The 15,335-nt window shown below is 67.3% G+C and carries 14 protein-coding genes; 3 read left to right on the top strand and 11 right to left on the bottom strand.

The features are described 5' to 3' along the window. Positions 1 to 142 precede the first annotated feature (142 nt). Positions 143 to 916 carry an exodeoxyribonuclease III gene (xth, locus tag PSQ40_RS09145; RefSeq protein ID WP_273951021.1) on the top strand — a complete coding sequence of 258 codons (774 nt, stop codon included), beginning with the start codon at positions 143 to 145 and terminating at the stop codon, positions 914 to 916. Between the two features lie 276 nt (positions 917 to 1,192). Here xth and ntrC read toward each other — a convergent pair whose 3' ends face one another. From ntrC to PSQ40_RS09095, 10 genes are all read right to left on the bottom strand, one after another. Then, on the bottom strand, positions 1,193 to 2,779 hold the full coding sequence (gene ntrC, locus PSQ40_RS09140) for a nitrogen regulation protein NR(I) (RefSeq protein WP_273951013.1): 1,587 nt from the start codon (positions 2,777 to 2,779) through the stop codon (positions 1,193 to 1,195). A gap of 40 nt (positions 2,780 to 2,819) precedes the next feature. Further along, positions 2,820 to 3,905 (bottom strand): nitrogen regulation protein NR(II), encoded by a 1,086-nt coding sequence (glnL, locus tag PSQ40_RS09135; RefSeq protein WP_273951005.1) that lies wholly within the window; start codon positions 3,903 to 3,905, stop codon positions 2,820 to 2,822. Next, entirely contained in the window at positions 3,902 to 4,381 is a 480-nt protein-coding gene (locus tag PSQ40_RS09130; protein ID WP_273951001.1) for a hypothetical protein, read from the bottom strand. The genes glnL and PSQ40_RS09130 overlap by 4 nt, the downstream gene beginning before the upstream one ends. A 159-nt stretch (positions 4,382 to 4,540) precedes the next feature. Then, complete coding sequence (gene glnA, locus PSQ40_RS09125) at positions 4,541 to 5,956, bottom strand: type I glutamate--ammonia ligase (RefSeq protein WP_273951000.1); 1,416 nt, start codon at positions 5,954 to 5,956, stop codon at positions 4,541 to 4,543. Positions 5,957 to 6,196: 240 nt separating this feature from the next. Next, positions 6,197 to 7,075, bottom strand: a complete 879-nt coding sequence (locus tag PSQ40_RS09120; protein ID WP_273950992.1) for a competence/damage-inducible protein A — start codon at positions 7,073 to 7,075, stop codon at positions 6,197 to 6,199. Further along, entirely contained in the window at positions 7,014 to 7,922 is a 909-nt protein-coding gene (locus PSQ40_RS09115) for an EI24 domain-containing protein (protein ID WP_273950988.1), read from the bottom strand. The genes PSQ40_RS09120 and PSQ40_RS09115 overlap by 62 nt, the downstream gene beginning before the upstream one ends. Before the next feature lie 65 nt (positions 7,923 to 7,987). Next, on the bottom strand, positions 7,988 to 8,974 hold the full coding sequence (locus PSQ40_RS09110; RefSeq protein ID WP_273950983.1) for a sterol desaturase family protein: 987 nt from the start codon (positions 8,972 to 8,974) through the stop codon (positions 7,988 to 7,990). 8 nt (positions 8,975 to 8,982) lie between these two features. Next, positions 8,983 to 9,900, bottom strand: coding sequence for a polysaccharide deacetylase family protein (locus PSQ40_RS09105; RefSeq protein ID WP_273950980.1), 918 nt, complete (start codon positions 9,898 to 9,900; stop codon positions 8,983 to 8,985). 28 nt (positions 9,901 to 9,928) lie between these two features. Beyond that, on the bottom strand, positions 9,929 to 10,963 hold the full coding sequence (locus tag PSQ40_RS09100) for a YncE family protein (RefSeq protein WP_273951159.1): 1,035 nt from the start codon (positions 10,961 to 10,963) through the stop codon (positions 9,929 to 9,931). Between the two features lie 146 nt (positions 10,964 to 11,109). Beyond that, entirely contained in the window at positions 11,110 to 11,853 is a 744-nt protein-coding gene (locus tag PSQ40_RS09095; RefSeq protein ID WP_273950975.1) for a 16S rRNA pseudouridine(516) synthase, read from the bottom strand. A gap of 115 nt (positions 11,854 to 11,968) precedes the next feature. On the opposite strand from PSQ40_RS09095, the gene PSQ40_RS09090 reads away from it, so the two are divergent. Then, positions 11,969 to 12,649 (top strand): response regulator, encoded by a 681-nt coding sequence (locus PSQ40_RS09090; RefSeq protein WP_273950968.1) that lies wholly within the window; start codon positions 11,969 to 11,971, stop codon positions 12,647 to 12,649. Between the two features lie 34 nt (positions 12,650 to 12,683). Further along, the gene (locus tag PSQ40_RS09085) at positions 12,684 to 14,096 is read left to right on the top strand and encodes a sensor histidine kinase (RefSeq protein WP_273950960.1); all 1,413 of its coding nucleotides are present in this window, start codon (positions 12,684 to 12,686) and stop codon (positions 14,094 to 14,096) included. Here PSQ40_RS09085 and PSQ40_RS09080 read toward each other — a convergent pair. Then, positions 14,084 to 15,121 (bottom strand): ABC transporter substrate-binding protein, encoded by a 1,038-nt coding sequence (locus PSQ40_RS09080; protein ID WP_409338573.1) that lies wholly within the window; start codon positions 15,119 to 15,121, stop codon positions 14,084 to 14,086. The two genes, PSQ40_RS09085 and PSQ40_RS09080, sit on opposite strands and share 13 nt — an antisense overlap. Positions 15,122 to 15,335 lie beyond the last annotated feature (214 nt).

The raw sequence follows: 15,335 nt of genomic DNA, 5'->3' as shown, positions 1-15,335 counted from the left end.
CGCCCCGCCACCAGCCCCGTTGGCTCGGGTGACAATGGCGGGCTTGAAGGGCAGCCCCGCTGCCCGGCCCCTGGCAGCGCGCGGCTCGGGCCCACCCCATCCGCCGTGCCACAGCCCCTGACCCTAGACACCGAAACACCCCATGAAAATCGCCACCTGGAACGTCAACTCCCTGTCCGTGCGCCTACCCCAAGTGCTGGACTGGCTGGGCAACAACCCGGTCGACGCCCTGTGCCTGCAAGAACTCAAGCTCAGCGACGACAAGTTTCCAGTGGCCGCCTTGCAGGAAGCGGGCTACCACAGCGCTTTCTTTGGCCAGAAGACCTACAACGGGGTGGCGATCCTGAGCCGTCAGCCGCTCAGCGACACGGTGCGCAACATCCCCGGCTTCGAAGACGAACAGGCCCGCATCATCGCCGGCACGCTGCCCGGCGAAGGCGGCCCGGTGCGCATCGTCAATGGCTATTTCGTCAACGGCCAGGCGCCCGATTCCGACAAGTTCGCCTACAAAATGCGCTGGCTGCAGGCCCTGCGCGACTGGCTGCGCAGCCAACTCGAAGCCCACCCGCGCCTGGTGCTGCTGGGGGACTTCAACATCACCGCGGACGACCGCGACACCTGGGACCCCGAAGGCCTGCGCGAGACCATCCACCACACCACGGCCGAGCGCAACGAGTTCAAGGCCCTGCTGGACCTGGGCCTGCACGATGCCTTCCGCCTGTTTGAACAGGCCGAGAAAAGTTACTCCTGGTGGGATTACCGCGAGTTCGCCTTCCGCCGCAACCGCGGCCTGCGCATCGACTACGCCCTGGTCAGCGACGCGATCAAGCCGCAGGTCAGCCAGTGCGAGATCGACCGCGCCCCGCGCAAGAACGAGCGCCCCAGCGACCACACGCCGGTCATCGTGACGTTCTGAGGCGCGGCACACGCCGGGGCGGGACGGTGCCCCAGCGCCCGCCCAGGGGCAGCACCATGGCCAGCGCAGCCCGCCTCCAACGACCCGAATCCCAGGCCTTCAGGCCTTCAGACGTTCAGACGCCCAGGCCGCCGGGGCAGACAGCGCCTAGCTAACGCCGCGCTGCGATCAGGTTTCAGCGCCCCCCACAAGGCACAACGCCGCCCCCAGTCCTGCACCGGGGGCGGCGTTGCTGTCGGCTGCGGACCACCCGCCGGGGCGGGCCGTCCGCGCGGCTCATTCGAGACCCAGTTCCTGAATCTTGCGGGTGATGGTGTTGCGACCGATGCCCAGCTTTTGCGCGGCTTCGATGCGGCGACCCCGCGTGTTGGCCAGCGCAGTCAGGATGAGCTTGGACTCAAAACGGCGGGTCAACTCGTCCCACACATCGTGGCGTCCGGTGGCCAGCAATTCCAGCGCTTCGGACTCCAACCCCTGCTCCCAGGCCGAGGCCCGCTGGCCCGGGGCCGCCACCGGCAACACCAGGGCATCGTCACGGCTGGGTTCGTGGGTCAGGCCTTCAGCGCCCATCACCGGCAGACCGAAAGGCGGCGTGCTGGGGCTGGCGGCGGACTCGGTGCGCTGGGGGGCCGCCTCGGCCACCGCAGGGTGGTAGGACGCGGCGTTGAGGGCACCGTGGGCGCCGGAGCCACCCAGCACCTCGGGCGGCAGGTCCTTGGCCTCGATCACCTGGGCCGGCGCCATGACGGTCAGCCAGTGGCAGATGTTCTCGAGTTGGCGCACATTGCCCGGGAAGTTGAAGGCTCCCAACTGGGCCAGCGCGGTGTCGGCGATGCGCTTGGGCTCAACCCCCAGCTGCTTGGCGCTTTGCTGCAGGAAATGGCGCGTCAGCATGGGCACGTCTTCCTTGCGCTCGCGCAGGGCCGGCAGGCGCAGGCGGATCACGTTGAGGCGGTGGAACAAGTCCTCGCGGAACACGCCGTCCTTGACGCGCTGCTCCAGGTCCTGGTGGGTGGCGGCGATGACACGCACATTGGCCTTGACGGCGTTGTGCCCGCCCACGCGGTAGAAATGGCCATCCGACAGCACGCGCAGCAAGCGGGTCTGCAAGTCAAACGGCATGTCACCGATTTCGTCGAGGAACAGCGTGCCGCCCTCGGCCTGCTCGAAGCGGCCGCGGCGCATGGTCTGGGCGCCGGTGAAGGCGCCGCGCTCATGGCCGAACAGCTCGGACTCCAGCAGGTCCTTGGGGATGGCCGCGGTGTTGATGGCCACAAAGGGGCCATTGGCACGTGGCGAATGCTTGTGCAGGGCGCGCGCTACCAGCTCTTTGCCCGAGCCGGATTCGCCGGTGATCATCACCGTCACATTGCTCTGGCTCAGGCGGCCGATGGCGCGGAACACGTCCTGCATCGCGGGGGCCTGGCCCAGCATCTCGGGCGTGGCGGCCATGCGTTCTTCGGCCACTTCCTCGCGCTGGCTTTCCTCCACCGCGCGGCGGATCAGCTCCACCGCCTTGGGCAGGTCGAACGGCTTGGGCAGGTACTCAAAGGCCCCGCCCTGGAAGGCCGACACCGCACTGTCCAGGTCCGAGAAGGCCGTCATGATGATGACGGGCAGACCCGGGTGGCGCTCCTTGACCTTGCTCAGCAGGTCCAGGCCCGAGCCACCCGGCATGCGGATGTCGCTGACCAGCACCTGCGGCCCCTGGTTGTCGGTGTCTTCGTCCCCGATGTCGTCGAGTGCTGCCAGCACCTCACGCGGGTTGGTGAAGCTGCGCGTGGGCAGCTCTTCCCGCAGCAGCGCTTTCTCGAGCACGAAGCGGATCGATTGATCGTCATCTACTATCCAGATCGGCTTCATGAGCTCTTACCACCTTAGGTCAAATTGTTGTCAATCAAATTCAGGGCAATGGAATCAAGATCTTGAAATCTGTTCTCCCTGGCACGCTGTCGCACTCGATCAGGCCATGGTGTTGCTGGACGAAGGTTTGAGCCAACGTCAAGCCCAGGCCGGAGCCGCCATCGCGCCCTGAAACCAGGGGGTAGAAGATGCGGTCCTTGATCGAGTCCGGCACGCCGGGCCCGTTGTCGATGACATGCAATTCCAGTGCCAGTCGGTAGCGCTGTTTGCCAAAAGTGACCTGCCGCGCAATGCGCGAGCGGAAGGTGATCTGCGCATCGCCCGCGGCCACGCGGTCGGCCAGGGCCTGGGCGGCGTTGTGGGCGATGTTGAGCACGGCCTGAATGAGCTGCTCGCGGTCGCCGCGGAACTCGGGGATCGAGGTGTCGTAGTCGCGCACCACGCGCAGCCCGCGCGGGAATTCGGCCAGGATCAGCGAGCGCACGCGCTCGCACACCTCGTGGATGTTGACGTCGCCCACCACGTGCGGACGCCGGTGCGGCGCCAGCAGCCGGTCGACCAGGGTTTGCAGGCGATCGGCCTCGTGGATGATGACCTGGGTGTACTCGATCAGGTCGCGCGACTCGACCTCCATCTGCAGCAACTGGGCCGCGCCCCGGATGCCCCCCAGGGGGTTCTTGATCTCATGGGCCAGGTTGCGGATCAGCTCCTTGTTGGCCTGCGCCTGGTCGATCAGGCGCTCTTCGCGGTCCTGGCGGGCCTGCTGCTCCAGCGGCAGCAGCTCGATGATGACTTCGCCAGGCCGGTCGGTCTGGGCGACGATCACATGCACCAGCACCGGATCGTGCGAAAAACGCTTCAGCCAGGCGTCGTAACGCAAGGCCGCGAACTCATTGCTGCCCGCGCCTTCGAGCGCATTGCGCAGGATCTGCGGCTCGGAGAAAAAGTCAGCAAACTGCGAGCCTTCGATGGTCCGGCGCGAGGTGCCAATCGCGTCCTCGAGGGCGGCGTTGGCAAACACCACCGAGCCATCGATGCGCACCACCGCGATCAGGGTGGCCAGCAAGTCAAAGGGTTGAAAAGTCGCCGACACAGCGGGCGGCACCGCGACAGGGGGGCGGCTCATTTGAGGCGCCCCATTTCACGCTTGATGCCGGCCACATCGGCCTCGGCCCGCGTCACGGCCTCCTTGAGGGCCGCCACCCGGTCCAGGTACTTCTGGTAGTTGCGGGCCTCACCGCCCTGCTTGTCGGGCTCGCCATTGTTGTATTCCTTTTGCAGCTCGGCCAGACGCGCCTCGGCCTTGCGCAGCTCGGAATCAAGGATGGCCCGGGCATCGGCGTCGCGGGCCTTCTGTTCGCTGTTGTCGACCCGTGGAGCGCCCGGCGGTGCCGTCACCACGCGGCCAGGCTCGGCCGGGTTGGCCGCGGGGCGGGTGCCCGGAACGACCGTCACATTGCCCCCCTCCACCAGCTTGCACTCTTTGGCACGGGCGGGCGAGACGGTGTTCGTGTATTCGTTGCCGCAGCGGTAAATGCGGTCCTGCGCCAGGACCGGGCCTGACAGGAGCGCCAACAAGGTGATCAATACAGCGTGTTTCATACGTCCAGTTCAACGCCCTCACGGGCACCTTGGCAAGTATCCCCCAATCGCTCTGACCCGAGAAGGCAAAGCCCGGACAGCCCATGGGTCAGGTCGGCAAGGCGCGCAAGAAAAAAGGGCAGCCGAAGCTGCCCTTTTGCGCCATGCATGGCCCTGTGATTACAGGGAGTAGTACATGTCGTATTCGACCGGGTGCACCGACATGCGGAAGCGGTTGACTTCTTGCATCTTCAGGTCGATGTAGGCATCGATCATGGAGTCGGTGAACACGCCGCCCTTGGTCAGGAACGCGCGGTCCTTGTCCAGGGCTTCCAGAGCCTGGTCCAGGCTGTGGCAGACGGTCGGCACCAGTGCGTCCTCTTCGGGCGGCAGGTGGTACAGGTCCTTGGTGGCGGCTTCGCCCGGGTGGATCTTGTTTTCCACGCCGTCCAGACCTGCCATCAGCAGGGCCGCAAAGCCCAGGTACGGGTTCATCAGAGGATCGGGGAAGCGGGCTTCCACGCGACGACCCTTCGGGTTGGCCACGAACGGGATGCGGATCGAGGCCGAGCGGTTCTTGGCCGAGTAGGCCAGCTTCACCGGGGCTTCGAAGTGAGGCACCAGGCGCTTGTAGCTGTTGGTGCCCGGGTTGGTGATGGCGTTCAGGGCACGAGCGTGCTTGATGATGCCGCCGATGTAGTACAGGGCGAAATCAGACAGGCCAGCGTAGCCGTCGCCAGCGAACAGGTTCTTGCCGTCCTTCCAGACCGACTGGTGAACGTGCATGCCAGAGCCGTTGTCGCCGTGGTAGGGCTTGGGCATGAAGGTGGCCGTCTTGCCGTAAGCGTTGGCCACGTTGTGGACCACGTACTTTTGCAGGATGGTCCAGTCAGCGCGCTCCACCAGGGTGCTGAACTTGGTGCCGATTTCGTTTTGGCCAGCGCCAGCCACTTCGTGGTGGAACACTTCGACCGGGATGCCCAGGGATTCGAGGATCAGGGACATTTCAGCGCGCATGTCTTGCGTGCTGTCGACCGGGGGCACCGGGAAGTAGCCGCCCTTGACGGTCGGACGGTGGCCACGGTTGCCGCCTTCGAGCTTGGCGCCGGTGTTCCACGGGGCTTCGTACTCTTCGATTTCGTAGAAGGTGTTTTGCGGCTCGGTGCTCCAACGGATGCCGTCGAAGATGAAGAATTCGGGTTCCGGACCGAAGTAGGCGGTGTCGCCGATGCCCGAAGCCTTCAGGTAGGCTTCAGCGCGCTTGGCGATCGAGCGCGGGTCGCGGTCGTAGGCCTTGCCGTCAGCGGGTTCCACCACATCGCAGGTCAGGATGAGGGTGGTTTCTTCGAAGAAGGGGTCGATGTTGGCGGTGTTCGGGTCCGGCACCAGCAGCATGTCCGAGGCTTCAATGCCTTTCCAGCCAGCGATGGAAGAGCCGTCAAAAGCGTGTCCCGACGTGAACTTGTCTTCGTCAAAGTGGGACACAGGAACCGTGGTGTGCTGCTGCTTGCCACGGGTATCGGTGAAGCGGAAGTCAACAAACTTGACTTCGTTTTCCTTCACCAACTTCATCACGTCTGCGACGGTCTTTGCCATCAGGATCTCCTGGGTTGAGGCTGGTTAAAAAATCAATGACTCAGGGGGGAATGCAGTTTTTGTGCCAAAGCTTGGTGCACAGCACCCAGCCCCCACTGCGGTATTTTGCCTTGCCAAGGGCCGATGTTTGGGCTTTTGGGGCCTGCGGTGGGCGATGGAATGGCGTTTTTTTCGCCCCACAGCGCACCGAAACCCTATTTTGGTGCAATAAATAAAAATGCACCAACTTGGTTCAAATTGTCAGCGCACCAATTCAGGGCCCAACTTGACCTCGAAGCGATGCAGACCGGCCAGCAAGGCCGGGTAGGCCTGCAGCACCCGGGCCGGGTCGCCCTTGACCCCCAATTCAATGTGGCGGCCATACTGGGGGTGGTCGACGCTGGGCAGGCTGAACACCTTGACGCCACCGTGGTCGCGCTCGATCTCTTCCATCAGGGGCGTCAGGGCCGCCTCCATGGCGCCAAAGACGATGACCGACTTCTCCACGTGCGGCACCCGGTTGAACAGGTGCGCGCAGTGGGTGTCGAGCACCCACTCGATCATCGGCCAGGCCATGACCGGGAAACCCGGCACAAAGTGCACCGCGCCGCCACCGGGCCCCTGGCAGGAGAAGCCCGCGATCTTGTTGTACGGGTTGGGGATGATCTGCGCCGACGCCGGGAACACCCCCATGTTGAGGCGGTGCACGTTGTCCTCGCGCTCGGGCTCGTAGGGCAGGCCCTGCTCACGCGCCACGTCCTGCATGCGCTCACGGATCAATTCGGCCGCGCGCGGGTGCAGTTGCAGCGGCTCGCCCAAGGCCCGGGCCGCGCACTGGCGGGTGTGGTCATCGGGGGTCGCTCCGATGCCACCACAAGAGAAGACGATGTCGCCCGACGCGAAGGCCCGGGCCAGCGTGGCCTCCAGGCGCTGGGGCGAATCCCCCACGTAATCGGCCCACGCCAACTGCAGGCCCCGGGCCCCCAAGAGTTCAATGACCTTGGGCATGTGTTTGTCAGCCCGCTTGCCGGACATGATTTCATCGCCGACGATGATCAGTCCGAAAGGGGGCGGGGCCTCAGGGGAGGCGGGGCGGCTCGGCGCCGTTGCCGACGAGGGGGTTGGGTGGGTTGAGCTCATCTCGCCATCCTACCGCGACCGGATCGAGCACTTCGACCGGGGCCGCCGTACCCGACTCGGCTCGAAGCCCATCGAGCGCCGCCAGGCAAAAGTGGGCAAACCACAGCGAGGAAAACGCGAACACCAGCGTGTAAATCCAGATCGCCACGGGCACCAGCACCACAAAGGCCGCCGCGAACAGCGCCCCCGAGGCCCAGACCAGGCTGGGCGCCGCGCCCAGGTAACCGGTCATCACGCCCATGCCCAGCAAAGTCAGGCGGTGGCGCCGGAACAGGGTCTGGCGCTCGTCCTTGCTGGCGTGCAGCGCGAGCGCGTCGTAGGCCATGACGCGGTAGGTCAGCCAACCCCAGATCAGGGGCGGCAAGATCAAAATCAGGGGCGGCACCAGCCACAGGGGCATCGAGGCCACCAGCGCCACCAGCGCCAGCAACACCGAGCCCAGCGACCACAGCAGGCTGCCCACCGTCGAGCCGCCCTTGAGCCGCGCCAACTGGGGAAAGCGCCGCTCGCTGACCATCGACACCAGCGCCGGCGCCATCAGCACCGCCACCACCACCAGCGACACCACGACCAGCACGGGGGTGACCACAAAGATCACGATCAGCGGTGCCACCACGGTCTTCAACTGCCCCACCCCAGCGCCCTGCAGCCAGGCCCAGAAGGTGTTGAGCAGCTCGAACGATTCGAGCGACTGGCGCACGCCCTCCACCGCCGGATCCCAATAGAAGTAACCCAGCCCCAATGACAGCCCCACCAGCAGCACCAGGGGCAGAAAGGACAGGGCGATCACGCGCGGGTGCAGGCAATACACCACCGCGCGCCAAAAGGAGTCAAGCAACAAAGTCATGGGCGCAGCATAACCTCAGGCGGCCCAGAAGGCAGCCCCTGGGCGGCTGGGGTACCGCCCGTCGCTCAACCGCGCCGGAACAGCCGCTTCAGCCCCAGGCGCTGCTGGGCCCAGAAGCCCTGCCCGTAGTCACGCAGCCCGTGCGGGCCGGGTTCCACCTGGTCGCGCACGCCGGTGGGCAGGTAAGCCACTTCAAAGTTGGCGGTGCCGAACAGCATGTCCCACCAGGGCAGCAGCACGCCGAAATTGCAACCGCCCAGCACCGGCGGCCCGGCGCGGCCGGGCACCGCGGGGAACTCGTGCCCCACACCGATCGCGTGGTGCATGCGGTGAAAGCGCGGACTCACCCACAGGCGCTCCCCCAGCGCACCAAACCAGCAGCGCAGGTTGGCATGTTGCAGGTTCTCGCTGAGCTGGGTGATGGCCACGACAGCAATGAACTGCCCCGGCGCGATGCCGATCAACTGCGCCACCACCACCATGATGCAGTCGACAAACAGGTCGTCGAGCAGGTGGTTGCGGTTGTCGGACCACATCGTCATCTGGCGCTGCGAGTGGTGCAGCGAATGCAAGGCCCACCAAGCCTCCGACTGGTGCTGTCCGCGGTGCACCCAGTAGGCGACAAAGTCAAACGCCACCAGGTACAGCAGCAGGCTGACCCAGGGCAGGTCGGTGACCCCGGGCCACAGGCCGTCGAGGTGCCAGGTCTGCAGGCCCAGCACCCGCAGGTGACCGAACAGATCGTCAAACAGGGGCTCGACCGCGAAGAACAGCACCACCCGCACCAGCCCCAGGCGGTGGATTAGGGTGTAGAGGACATCGACCCGCACGGCGCGGCGGTCGGTCAGGGGCTCGGCCGGCCACAGGCGCTGCAGCGGGCCGATCACGGCCACCATCACCGCCAGCTGGATCAGGCCCACCAACAGCCAGCCGGTGCCGTTGAAGCCGTCCTCCAGGAAGTTGCCCAACCCGGCCTGGAACATCAGCGGCTGCAGCACGGTCTCAAACAACCAAAGCTGAGCCGCGCCAAAGACATCCATCAACGTCTCCATGGTCCGCCTCAAAAGCCTTTCTGCGCGAGCCAGGCCTGGTAGTCCGGGTGCTCGCGCAGCGTGGCAAAACAAAAACCGCGGGCCTTGAGGCCCTCGATCAGGGGTTCAAGCACCGCGGGCGCCCAGGGGTCGCGGCGCGACCAGATGCCCAGGTGGGCCATCAGGATGTCGCCCCGGCGGATGTTGCGCAGCGCCTTGTCGAGCAACTGGGCGTTGCTGAAACGATCGCTGGGCAACTCGTCGCCCAAAAAGCCGGCCGGCGCCCAGCCCACGTGGGCGTAGCCGCACTGCCGGGCGGCGGCCAGCAGGGCCGGCGAGGTCTTGCCGCCGGGCGCCCGGAACAGGGGCAAGGGCTTTTGCCCGGTCAGCTGCTGCAGGCGCTGGCTGGCCCGGTCCAGGGCCTGGCAGTAGTCAGCCACGTCGATCAGCGATTCACGGCCCGCCTCGGGCCCGGCCGATGGCTTGACGCGAAAGCGCATGCGCCCGTCGGCAGCGGGCACATCGGCGCGCCAGTAAACATGGTCCCAGGTGTGGCTGGCGAAGGCGTGGCCTTCGGCGGCGCGGGCGCGCCACCAGGGTGCCCAGTGGTCGCCCAGGGTGCCGTCACCCTGTTGGGTGGGTTCGTTGGCGGCAAAAAAGGTCACGCGCACCTGCTGGCGCTTCAACACCTCGGCCATCAATGGGGCCACGCCCATGTGGCCGGTGTCCAGCGTCAGGTAGACCGGCTTGGCGCAGGTGGCCGGGGCGGGCCAGGTGCCACTGGCCGGCTGGGCCAGCGCGGCGCCACAGGCCGCGACGGCCAGCGCGGTCAGACCCACAGGCCAGGCGACGTGCGACGGGCGCACGAACCCGGTGGCATGCGGCGAGCGCACGAACCAAGCGGCATGCGACGAGCGCAAGAACCAGGCGGCATGCGGCGAGCGCATGGGAGCGCGCGCCTGACCGGCCCGGGGCTCAGCGTGGGGCGTGGTCAAGGGTCCAGACGCCATGGGGAGACTTGCCCACGTTGACCTGCCGCACCACTTTGCGGGTTTCGGTGTCGATGACGGTCATCTTGCGGGCCCAGCGCGAGCTCAGCAGGATCAGCTTGCCATCGGCCGACACGTCCATGCAGTCCGGCCCGGTGGGGCCCGGCAGCTGGGCGACCGCGGTCAGGGTCTGCATGTCGATCTTGCTGATGGTGTTGGCCACCCGGTTGCTGACGTAGATGTGGCGCTTGTCACCCGCCGCCCGGAAGGCGTGGGCCCCCTTGCCGGTCAGGATGGTCTTGACCAGCTTGGCTTCCTTGCCGCCGCTGACGTCATAGACCTCGACCCCTTCGCCGCCGGTCATGCCCACAAACAGGGTTTTGTCGTCGGGGCTGCCATACACGTCGGCGGGCAGCGAACCGGTTTTGACCCGCCATTTGAGGTTTTGGCTGGCCAGGTCGATGGCCACCAACTCGTCGCTGTCCTGCATGGTGGCGTAGACCGTGGTGCTGTTGCTGTCCACCCACAGGTGGCTGGGCGTCTTGCCGGTGGCAATGCGCTTGGACAGGGTCACGTCCTTGCCATCCCAGCGGTAGATGTCCACGTGGTTGAGGCGGTTGGCGGCGGTGATCAGCCACTTCATGTCGGGCGAAAACCGCAGCTGATACGGGTCCAGGATGCCGCGCACGGTGCGCTGCACCTCGGCCGTCCGCGGGTCGAGGAAGGTCAGCGAGTCACCGAGCGCATTGGCCACGATGAGCGACTTCTCGTCGGGGGTCAGGTAGAGGTGGTGCGGCTCCTTGCCGGTCGGAATGCGCTTGGTTTCCTTCCAGGTGGCCGGATCGATGACGCTGACGCTGGCGTCCAGCGAATTCAGCACGAAGATGGGGTGCACCAGACCGTTGTTGGGCAGGCTGGCGCTGGCCGCGGGCGCGGCCGGCGCAGCGGCCGCCGCGGGTGCTGCGGCAGGCTTGGCGGGCGAAGCCGCCGTCTGGGCCTGCAGCGGTGCGCTGACAGCCATCAACAAGGACGCAGCAGCCGCGATGGGGGCGCTGGCACGCAGGGCGGACGAAAAACGGCGACGGGCAAACGACTTCACAACAATCCACTTTCAGGGTCAAGCCGCCAGTGTAGCCGCGCGCCAGCGGGCCAAATGCCCACAAGGTCTCAGGGTTTGAGCAAGGTCAGGTCGGCCTCACTGAGCCAGCGCCACTGGCCCGGGGCCAGGTCGGGCGGGATGGTCAGCCCCCCAATCTGGGCCCGGTGCAGTCCCTCGACCCGGTTGCTGACCGCGGCGACCATGCGCTTGACCTGGTGGTACTTGCCCTCGAGCAGGGTCAGCCGCAGCAGGTGGGGCGCGGCGGCCTCGCAGGCAGCGGCCCGCACCGGCTTGGGATCGTCGTCGAGCACCACCCCGTCCAGCAGGCGGCGGATCTGGCCGTCGTCCAGCGGGTGCTTGGTCACCACTTCGTAGACCTTGGGCACATGCTTCTTGGGCGAACTCATGCGGTGGATGAACTGACCGTCGTCACTCAGCAGCAGCAGGCCGGTGGTGTCCTGGTCGAGCCGGCCCACCGCCTGCACGCCTTGCACCGCGCTCTTGCTGGGCCGCTGGCGCAGCGGGGCGGGCAGCAGGGTGTAGATGCTGGGCCAGGCCGATGGCTTTTGCGAGCACTCGGTGCCCGCGGGCTTGTGCAGCATCAGGTAGGCCTTCTCGTGGTAGGCCCAGTCCACCCCCTGGACGCGAAAGCGCAGGCCGGTGGCCTCGAAGTCGCGTGCCGATTCGGTGACCGTCAGCGGGGTGGCCGCGTCGGCGGATTCATACACCTCAACCAGCCCCTGCTGAATGAGCCCAGCGCAGACCCGGCGGGTGCCAAAGCCTTGCGAATAAAGAATGTCCTGCAATTGCATGGCCCCGATTGTTCCAGATCGGTCAGGGCCCCTGGGCGCCAGCGGTTAGTATTTCGCCTCGCGACCGCCCCTGCCTGCCCTGCTTCCGCCCCAGAACCTGCCCCACCCCAAGCCCATGCGCATCCTGCTGGTCGAAGACAACCGCACGCTGTCCGAGTGGCTGGCGCGCACCCTGCAAAAGGACCGCTACGTGGTGGAGTGCGCCTACGATGGCGACGACGCCTACCTGCGCCTGCGCAGCGAGGCCTATGACCTGGTGATCCTGGACCTGGGCCTGCCCGGCATGAGCGGCCAGGAGGTGCTGCGCCGCCTGCGCGCGCGCGACAACAACGTGCCGGTGCTGATCCTCACCGCCAGCGACTCGCTGGCCGGGCGCATCGCGGGCCTGGACAGTGGTGCCGACGACTACATGTCCAAGCCCTTTGAGGTCACTGAACTCGAGGCCCGCATCCGCGTGCTGCTGCGCCGCCACGCCAACCACAAGAACCCCATCCTGCGCTGCGGGCCGCTGCGCTATGACAGCAACACCCGCCAGTTCCACCTTGGCGACGAAGACACCCCCGCGCTGGCCCTGACCCCACGCGAACACGCGCTGCTGGAAACCCTGCTGATGAAGTTGGGCCAGACCGTCAGCAAGCAGTCCCTGGCCGAAGCCTTGTTCACGCTGGACGACAACGTCTCGCCCGACGCGATCGAGATCTATGTGCACCGCGTGCGCAAGAAACTCCAAGGCAGCGGCGTGGCCATCATCACCCTGCGCGGGCTGGGCTACCTGCTCAAGGCCAATGGCCCCTGACACCCCACCACCGCCGGCACTGGAACCAGCCCCCATGGTGCGCCGCTGGGGGGCCAGCCTGCGCAGCCAGTTGCTGCTGTGGCTGCTGATCCCGCTGGCCGGCATGGCCCTGCTCGACACCTGGGCCAGCTACCGCGAAGCCGAGCGCACCGCCACCCTGGTGCAGCAACGCCTGCTGCTGGGGGCGGCACGCATGATTGGCCAGCAGGCCAGCTACCAGGAGGACGGGGTGCAGGTGGTGGTGCCCCCAGCGGCGCTGGAGCTGTTTGCCGGCCCCGAGCCCGACCGGGTGTACTACCGCATCACGCGCGGCCCCGGTGAACTGCTGCTGGGCTACCCCGATCTGCCCGACCCGCCCCACCTGCCCGCGCCCGACGAAGCGGTCTACTTCGACACCCGGCAGAGCGGTGCTGCGGTGCACGCCGTGGCCTTTGCGCAGCCGCTGCTGGGCGCGCCGGAACAGGCGCCCCTGCAGATCCTGGTGGCCCAGACACTGAACAGCCGGCGCGCCCTGGCCAGTGAAGTCTGGCGCAGCGTGGTCTGGCGCCAGGCCAGCCTGCTGGCCCTGATGGCCCTGCTGCTGGGGCTGGGGCTGCGGCGTGGCCTGCAGCCCGTGCTGGCCTTGCGCGACCAGATGCTGCGGCGCCGCCCGGGCAGCCTGGAGCCGCTGGCCCCGGGGCGCACACCGACCGAACTCGCCCCGCTGGTCGACGCGGTGAACGACTACGCCACCCGGCTGGACCACCACATGTCCGCCCACAGCCGCTTCATCGCCGATGCGGCCCACCAACTGCGCACCCCGCTCACCGTGCTCAACACCCAGGTGGTCTACGCCCTGCGCACGACCGAGCCCCAGGCCCGCCAGGAGGCCCTGCAAGCCACCCTGGGCACGGTCCAGCACGGCATGCGCCTGGTCAACCAGCTGTTGTCGTTTTCGCTCGCCGAAGCCAGCCAGGGCCGCACGGCCCAGCAGGAGGCGGTGGACCTGGCCCGTTGCGCCCAGGAGGCGCTGGAGGCCCTGGCCACCCTGGCCGACCAGCGCGAGATCGACCTGGGCTTTGAGGCCGACGGCCCACCTTGCCGGGTGCGGGCCTCACCTCGGCTGCTGCATGAGCTGTGCGCCAACCTGCTGGACAACGCCCTGCGCTACACCCCGGTCGGGGGCCGCGTCACGCTGCGGGTGCGGCAGCCCACCGCCTTGGCGGGCCGGGTGCTGCTGCAGGTCGAAGACAACGGCCCAGGCATCCCGGAGGCCGAACGCGAGCGGGTGTTCGAACGCTTCTACCGGCTCAACAACCGCCAGTCCGACGGCTGCGGCCTGGGCCTGGCCATCGTGCGCGAGATCGCCAACGCCAGCCAGGCCACCATCGCCCTCGCAGAGGCGCCCGGCGGCGGGCTGTTGGTGAGCGTGGACTTTCCGACCCTGCCCCCGGCTCAGGGGGCCTGAAGCGGCCCCAGGCGGGCGTTGGCGGCGCGCACAAACTCATGGGTGTAGGTGCGTTGCAAGTCCACCGGGCGCTCGCGCACCATGCGGTTGACCGCCGACACCACCTTGAGCACATGCGGCGGCCCCGCGGCCGGCATGAAGCCATCGGGCGAGAACATGGCGCGGCTTTCGGTCAGGGCCTGCACATACAGCGTGCGCTCCAGCCCTTCTTCGAGGCCCAGCGCCTGGGCCACCTCGAGCGGGCTGCGCTGCTGGATGAACCGCAAGGCCCGCACCAGGGCCGTGACCAGTTTCTGCACCTGGTCGCGGTGGCTGTTGACCCAAGCCGTCTGCATGTACAGCGAGGCAAAGGGAAACGGGCCGCCCAGGGCCCGCTGGGCCGCGTCCGGGGTGCGCAGGTCCACCAGCAGGCGCGCCTGGCCACTGTGGATCAGGCGCGTGGCCAGGGGCTCGGTTGTCATGCCGGCGTCGATGCGCCCCTGCGCCAGCGCCGCCGCGAACGACGCGCCGCTGCCCACCGGCACCACTTTGTAGTCCGTGGGTCGCAAGCCATGGCGCAGCGCCAGGGTGCGGGTCAGCAGGTTGGTGGACGAGCCCAGGCCCGTGACCCCCAGGCGCCGACCCTTGAAATCGGCCGGGCTGGTGATGGCGTCGGCCAGCGGACTGGCCACCAGCTCCACCTCACCGGGCGACAGGGTGAACAAAACCACCGCCTGCACCGCCTTGCCACGGGCCTGCAGGTCCAGCGTGTGGTCATAAGCCCCCACCACGCCCTGGGCGCCGCCGACCAGCAGCACATCCTCGGCGTTGACGCCCGAGCCCTCGGACTGCAACTCGACCTCCAGCCCCGCGTCCCGAAAGTAGCCCAGGTGGGCGGCCAGACGCACCGGCAGGTAGATCTGCTTGTCCAGGCCCGCCACCATCAACACCACGCGCTCGGCAGTTTGTGCGCGCGCCGGGGCCCCGAGCAAGCCCAGCCCGGTCAAGGTCAACAAGAAAAGTGCCGCGCCCAGCGCGTGCCGCAAGAGGGGTTTCAAGTGGGTCTCCTTGGGGGTCCGCGGACAGTGCACCGCACCAGGTGAAGGCCCAGGTGCCCCGCCGCGGGTTGGCAGGGGCTGCGCTGGCCCCCGTCCACGCGCGATTGTCGGCCATGTGCCACGGCACCGGCTGAAAGCCAGCTGAAAGGCCCGCGCTCTTAGAGTCCAGCCCCTGAGCCGCTGTCCACCGAGGACAGTCCCC

The sequence above is a fragment of the Curvibacter cyanobacteriorum genome (assembly GCF_028649475.1).
Classification (GTDB): Bacteria; Pseudomonadota; Gammaproteobacteria; order Burkholderiales; family Burkholderiaceae_C; genus Curvibacter; species Curvibacter cyanobacteriorum.
This window is presented reverse-complemented; position numbering and strand designations above follow the sequence as displayed.